The sequence below is a fragment of the Rhodococcus sp. IC4_135 genome (assembly GCF_011602025.1).
GTDB classification, from domain to species: domain Bacteria; phylum Actinomycetota; class Actinomycetes; order Mycobacteriales; family Mycobacteriaceae; genus Rhodococcus_F; species Rhodococcus_F baikonurensis.
In genome coordinates, this window is the sequence record NZ_JAAOLG010000080.1 from 1 (window position 1) to 5,502 (window position 5,502).

Genomic DNA, 5,502 nt, shown 5'->3' on the forward strand with positions numbered 1-5,502 from the left:
AAGCCCTTCAGCGCCGATGGTACTGCACTCGACAGGGTGTGGGAGAGTAGGACACCGCCGAACACAACGTAAGAGAAGCCCCCCAACCAGTCATGGTTGGGGGGCTTTCTCATACCCAAAACACCCCACCACCACACACCACCCCCCGATTTCGAGCGAACGGTACGTCCGTCGCCTCAGATCGACCGAACGTACCGTTCGCACGATCAGGGCAGGGCGAGCGACTGGGGTAGGCGAGCGCTTTGCCCGGATCAGTCGATGCCGTCGGCGGTGGCAGTTGCATACTTCGGCCGGCCAGTGGGCAGATACCGCTGGATCGTCACGCCTTTCTGAGTTGCCTGCGATTCGGCCAGTTCGAGTGCGATGTCCGGTCCGGAGTCGGGGAAGAGTCGAGTGCCCTGGCCTACGACCACCGGCACGATTAGCAGGATCATCTCGTCGACGAGATCGTTCGCGAGAAGCCAACGGCACAAGTTGCCGCTCCCGTGCACCTGGAGCTCACCGCCGGGTACGGCTTTCAGTTCGCCGATCGCTGTGGCGGTGTCACCTGTAAGGGCGGTCGTGTTCTTCCATTGGGGATCGGTGAGCGTCGTCGACGCAAGATACTTGGGCCGCGAATTCAACGCGCTTGCAATGGGGTTGACATCCGGATTCTCGAACGTGCCCCAGTATCCGGCGAATATCTCATAGGTGTGTCGGCCGAACAGGAAGGCGTCAGCTCGCTGGTAGACCTGGACGAGATAATTCATCGCTTCGGTGTCCACCAATGGCGCGGACCATCCGCCTCGCTCGAATCCACCACGGCGGTCTTCGTCCGGCCCACCGAGTCCTTGCATCACTCCGTCGAGAGTGACGATGGTAAAGGTCATCAGTTTCATAGTCGTACCCATCTCCCAGGCGTCGTCGGATTTCCGCTGTGCCGATATAGACCGTCGGGAAGAGGGAAAGTCATCGAGCGAACGTGGCGTTCATCGCCTTGGATCGACCGAACGTGCCGTTCGCTCAGGGGGGAGGTGAGATCAGGGCTGAACAGGCACGGACTCTGAGGGGGCGGTCTCGGACTCCAAAGCGTCGCACGGAATCGCGAGCTCGGTCTGTTCGAGGCGGCCGCGAAGGGTGATGTTCTCGGTGATCGACCACTGGGCAGCTTCGGCGCTGTCCGCAGCGGCCACCGCCCGTCCGGACGCGGCGACGTTACCCGGAACCGTCTTTGCGACCTCGGACAGTCGTGCTGCCTCGTTGACGGGATCACCGATGACGGTGTACTCGAATCTTTCTCGCGCACCGACGTTGCCGGCTACGGCAATACCGGCAGCGACGCCGATTCCCGCGCTCACTTCCGGAACTTCGGCACGCAGGCGCTGCTGGATCTTGCGGGCGGCGGCAAGAGCGCTGCCGGCGTGATCGTCGAGTGTCGTCGGCGCTCCGAAAATCGCCAGCGCTGCGTCGCCCTCGAACTTGTTGACGAATCCGCCGTGTGCATCGACCTCGTCGACGATGACGTCGAAGAATCGGTTGAGTAGCGCGACCACCGCGGTAGGGGAGTTGGTGGCCGCGATGGTGGTCGAACCGATGACGTCGACGAAAAGAACGGCAACGTCGCGTTCTTCACCGCCGAGTTCGGGGTTGCGGCGAACCGCGTTTGCGGCAACCTCGTGTCCGACGTGGCGCCCGAAGAGGTCGCGAATTCTCTCGCGCTCGCGTAGGCCCTCGGCCATGCGGTTGAAGCCGGTCTGCAGCAGTCCCAGTTCGGTCCCGTCGTACACGACGACGGACGCGGTGAGGTCGCCACGGGTGACTTGTTCCATGCCTCGTCGTACGGACCGAATGGGGGCCGCGGCCGATCGAATGTTGATGTAAGTCAGCCCGAGTCCGACACACAGGGTGATCCCGCCGATGACGAGGATGGCGATTGCGAGGGCTTGCCACGAAGCAGGTCGGATGAAGCTGAAGACCGCTACGAGCATCAAGCCAGTGACGGGGACTCCGCTTCCGAGCAGCCAGACGAGGATTGTCCGGCCGGTCAGTCCGAGAACGGCAGCCTTGCGGGGTGCTCCGGATTCGAGTGCACGCGCAGCAATAGGGCGGAGTGCGAACTCGCTGAGCAGGTAGCAGAAAGCACAGGTGGTGATACCGCTGAAGGCCACGGTGAACAGAACTTTCGGAATGGTGTCGGGGTCGACGATTCCGTACATGGTCGTGAAGGTGATGAGCGCGGCCGTCCACAGGACAGCTTGCACTCGGGTCAGTCGCCACGGCCCGCGCAGCGCCGCGCGTTGATTCTGCTCGGTTGGCCGGTGATCCTCGGTGGCCCACCGGAGATCCCGCATGAGGCGTTTGGTGCCCCAGAGAAGTCCGATCAGAAAGACACACCCGATGAAGACGGGCACGGCGATAAAGTTGATCCACGCGAATTCGGGGTGGATGATCTCGGGTCCGGGAACCACGAATCCGACGAGCACTATCGCCAGCACCGCTCCGATCAGGTTGGTGACCAGGAGAGGGGCGGTCAGTAGTGCCTGGACGCGGATTCGGCGACGCCTGGGGCTTTCGTCGGTGGATCCGAGCAGCCACGACCCCAGGGGCGCACTCGGGACACGGCTTCGCTGCATAGTGTGTCGAGAGTAGTCGTATTGATCGCTTAGGGTGGTCCGGTGCGCCTAGTTATTGCTCGTTGCCGTGTCGATTATGTGGGACGCCTGACCTCCCACCTCCCTACCGCAAGACGACTGCTGTTGGTCAAGGCCGACGGCTCCGTCAGCATTCATGCCGACGATCGGGCGTACAAGCCGCTGAACTGGATGAGTCCGCCGTGCTGGTTGGTCGAGACCACCGGAGACAGCGACGACATCCTGTGGGTCGTCACCAACAAGGCGGGCGAGGAGCTTCGGATCACTCTCGAGGAGGTCGAGCACGATTCGTCGTATGAACTCGGTCTCGATCCGGGATTGATCAAGGACGGTGTCGAAGCGCACCTTCAAGAACTTCTGGCGGAGCATGTGGAGACGCTCGGCCCCGGCTACACGTTGGTGCGCCGCGAGTACATGACGGCCATCGGGCCGGTCGACCTTCTGGTCCGCGACGCGGACGGTGCATCGGTGGCGGTGGAGATCAAGCGCCGCGGCGAGATCGACGGCGTCGAGCAGTTGACGCGCTATCTGGAATTGCTCAACCGCGATCCGTTGCTCGCGCCGGTCACGGGAGTTTTTGCAGCGCAACAGATCAAGCCGCAGGCGAAGACTTTGGCCAACGACCGTGGGATCCGTTGCCTGGTCCTTGACTACGAGGCACTCCGCGGGACCGAAAGCACCGAGTTCCGACTTTTCTGACGCTGTTTAGACTCGAACCATGCCGCGCCGCAAACCTTCGCCGAAGCAAACCCGTCGAACGGATACTCGGCGTGCTCGGGATTCGAGTGCGGAGTCGCAGGCACCCAGTGGTGTGTTGTTCGGCGGGGCGCTGGTCCGGGAGGAACCCGGGCCGGGCGGTGAAATGTACATGGTGAGGCCGATACCCGGTGCCAATGCGACGAAGTTCTACCGGTGTCCCGGTTGTGATCACGACATCAGGCCCGGCGTCGCCCATGTGGTGACGTGGCCTTCGGAACCGGGTGGCGCGAACGAACGTCGACACTGGCACACCGGATGCTGGTCAGGCCGCGGAACTCGCAGCCTGACCAGACGGTGGTCCTGAGCGTCGATCAGTTCCTGGACTGGGCTCGCTGCTCGACGGCGCGGGTGTCGATCTCGGCGGTGTTGGTCTCGTCCGAGTCCTCGAGTACGTCGTCTTCGTCGATACGTGGTTCTGAGTCGACCGGATCTGCGTCGGCTTTCTTGTCTTCGATCTCGAGATCTTCCTCGGCTTCGACGATGACCGGAGCGGGCGGTGAATCGAGGAGTTCGCTCTCCCGATTGACCGATGCGAGCATGGCCGGAACCGAATCGAGTTGTCCGCGAATACCCAAGAGCTGAGCCAGGATTCGGCCACGGAGAACACGCAGTTCTTCAGTCAGTTCTTTTGCGTGTGCGATCTTGCGCTCGGACTGATCGGTGGCGGCCTGCAGCCTGCGCTGAGCCTCGTGCGACGCATCGGCGAGTCGACGCTCGGCCTCTGCCTTGCTCGACGACTCCAGTTCGTTGACGGCGGCGACGACCTTGGCGCGGCGCTCCGACATCGAGATGTCGAAGTCTTCGCGGATCTGAGTGCGCTTGGCCTCGGACTCGGCAGCCAGTCGATCCCGCTCGGCTTGTGCGGCTTCGACGATGCGGGCCGCTTCGGTACGGGCCTGTGCCATGGTCTGCTCGTGCATGGTTTCCATCGCGTTGCGACGGTCCTCGAGTTCGGCGATCAGCGACTCGTAGTGCCCACGTAGGCGGGCGCCGTCCTGTTCGGCGATGGAGGTCATCTCGGCTGCGTCGGCCTCGGCCTTCGCGCGCACCTCGGAGGCCTCGTCGGAGGCAAGGCGCAGCATGCGGCTGATGCGATCGCTCATGCCCTCCGCAGTGGTGGGCGGTACCGACAGGCGGTCGACGTCCTTGCGGAGGTCGTCGATGTCGTCGCGTGCATCGTCGAGCTGCTTGGCAAGGTCACGGGCCTGCGCAGCGGCAGCATCACGATCGGCTGCGGTAACTCGCAGCTCCGCGTCGAATCGCTCGAAGTAGTTACGCACCTCGTCGCGGTCGTATCCCTTCCGTGCGATCTGGAACGGAAGTTGGATCGAACCGCGGTCCTGCTCGTATGCCATGGCGACAATCTACCTGGCATACGAGCTGGAGTCGGGTCTGCTAGTGGCTCGCGTCGGGTTCGACCAGTTCCACCAGGACGCCCCCGGCGTCCTTCGGGTGAATGAAGTTGATGCGCGAGTTGGCCGTACCGCGTCGGGGAGCGTCGTACAGCAACCGAACACCGCGCTCGCGAAGCTCGGCGGAGATGGCGTCGATGTCGGTGACCCGGTAGGCGAGCTGCTGCAGTCCAGGGCCGCTTCGGTCGATGAACTTGGCGATGGTCGAGTTCTCGTCCAGAGGCGCGAGCAGCTGAACGGCAGTGGATCCGGCGGGGGAGCCGACGACGGAGAGCATGGCCTCACGCACGCCCTGCGATTCGTTGATTTCCTCGTGGGTCGACACCATGCCCAGGTGCTGCGTGTACCACGCGATCGCCACGTCGAGATCGGGCACCGCGATTCCGACGTGATCGATCGCGACGACGAGGTCGGACGACAAAGGTGCGAGTGCAGAACTGGGGGAGGTCTGTGTCATACCTTTCACGGTAGCGCTACCGTTTGAGGAGTACACGTCGGGATGTGACTTGGCTCTTAGGCCGCACGGAACCGACGACTATGTCTCTTTTGCAGCCGGAGGAAATCGTGACCAGTTCTGTGATTGTTGCGGGAGCTCGTACCCCGATGGGTCGACTCCTCGGATCGTTGAAAGACCTCTCCGGGTCCGACCTCGGCGGCATCGCCATCAAAGGCGCCCTCGACAAGTCCGGAGTCGCCCCCGA

6 protein-coding genes and 1 pseudogene are annotated in these 5,502 nt (G+C 63.1%); 3 read left to right on the forward strand and 4 right to left on the reverse strand.

Annotated elements, in window-relative coordinates:
- Nucleotides 1–251: 251 nt before the first annotated feature.
- Both G8767_RS34825 and G8767_RS34830 read right to left on the reverse strand, forming a co-directional pair.
- The gene (locus tag G8767_RS34825) at nucleotides 252–878 is read right to left on the reverse strand and encodes a dihydrofolate reductase family protein (RefSeq protein ID WP_166814230.1); all 627 of its coding nucleotides are present in this window, start codon (nucleotides 876–878) and stop codon (nucleotides 252–254) included.
- A 141-nt stretch (nucleotides 879–1,019) separates the two neighbouring features.
- The gene (locus G8767_RS34830; protein ID WP_166814232.1) at nucleotides 1,020–2,612 is read right to left on the reverse strand and encodes an adenylate/guanylate cyclase domain-containing protein; all 1,593 of its coding nucleotides are present in this window, start codon (nucleotides 2,610–2,612) and stop codon (nucleotides 1,020–1,022) included.
- 42 nt (nucleotides 2,613–2,654) lie between these two features.
- Between G8767_RS34830 and nucS the strand changes: the two genes are divergently transcribed.
- Both nucS and G8767_RS36185 read left to right on the forward strand, forming a co-directional pair.
- Entirely contained in the window at nucleotides 2,655–3,329 is a 675-nt protein-coding gene (gene nucS / locus G8767_RS34835) for an endonuclease NucS (RefSeq protein ID WP_003945160.1), read from the forward strand.
- Nucleotides 3,330–3,348: 19 nt separating this feature from the next.
- Entirely contained in the window at nucleotides 3,349–3,693 is a 345-nt protein-coding gene (locus G8767_RS36185) for an ATP/GTP-binding protein (protein WP_166814234.1), read from the forward strand.
- 7 nt (nucleotides 3,694–3,700) lie between these two features.
- Here G8767_RS36185 and G8767_RS34845 read toward each other — a convergent pair whose 3' ends face one another.
- Together G8767_RS34845 and mce are read right to left on the reverse strand one after the other, a co-directional pair.
- Complete coding sequence (locus tag G8767_RS34845; RefSeq protein ID WP_095973766.1) at nucleotides 3,701–4,744, reverse strand: hypothetical protein; 1,044 nt, start codon at nucleotides 4,742–4,744, stop codon at nucleotides 3,701–3,703.
- A 40-nt stretch (nucleotides 4,745–4,784) separates the two neighbouring features.
- Entirely contained in the window at nucleotides 4,785–5,258 is a 474-nt protein-coding gene (gene mce / locus G8767_RS34850) for a methylmalonyl-CoA epimerase (protein WP_070385161.1), read from the reverse strand.
- 107 nt (nucleotides 5,259–5,365) lie between these two features.
- Between mce and G8767_RS34855 the strand changes: the two are divergent.
- Nucleotides 5,366–5,502 (forward strand): annotated as a pseudogene (locus G8767_RS34855) (acetyl-CoA C-acyltransferase); the annotation flags it as partial.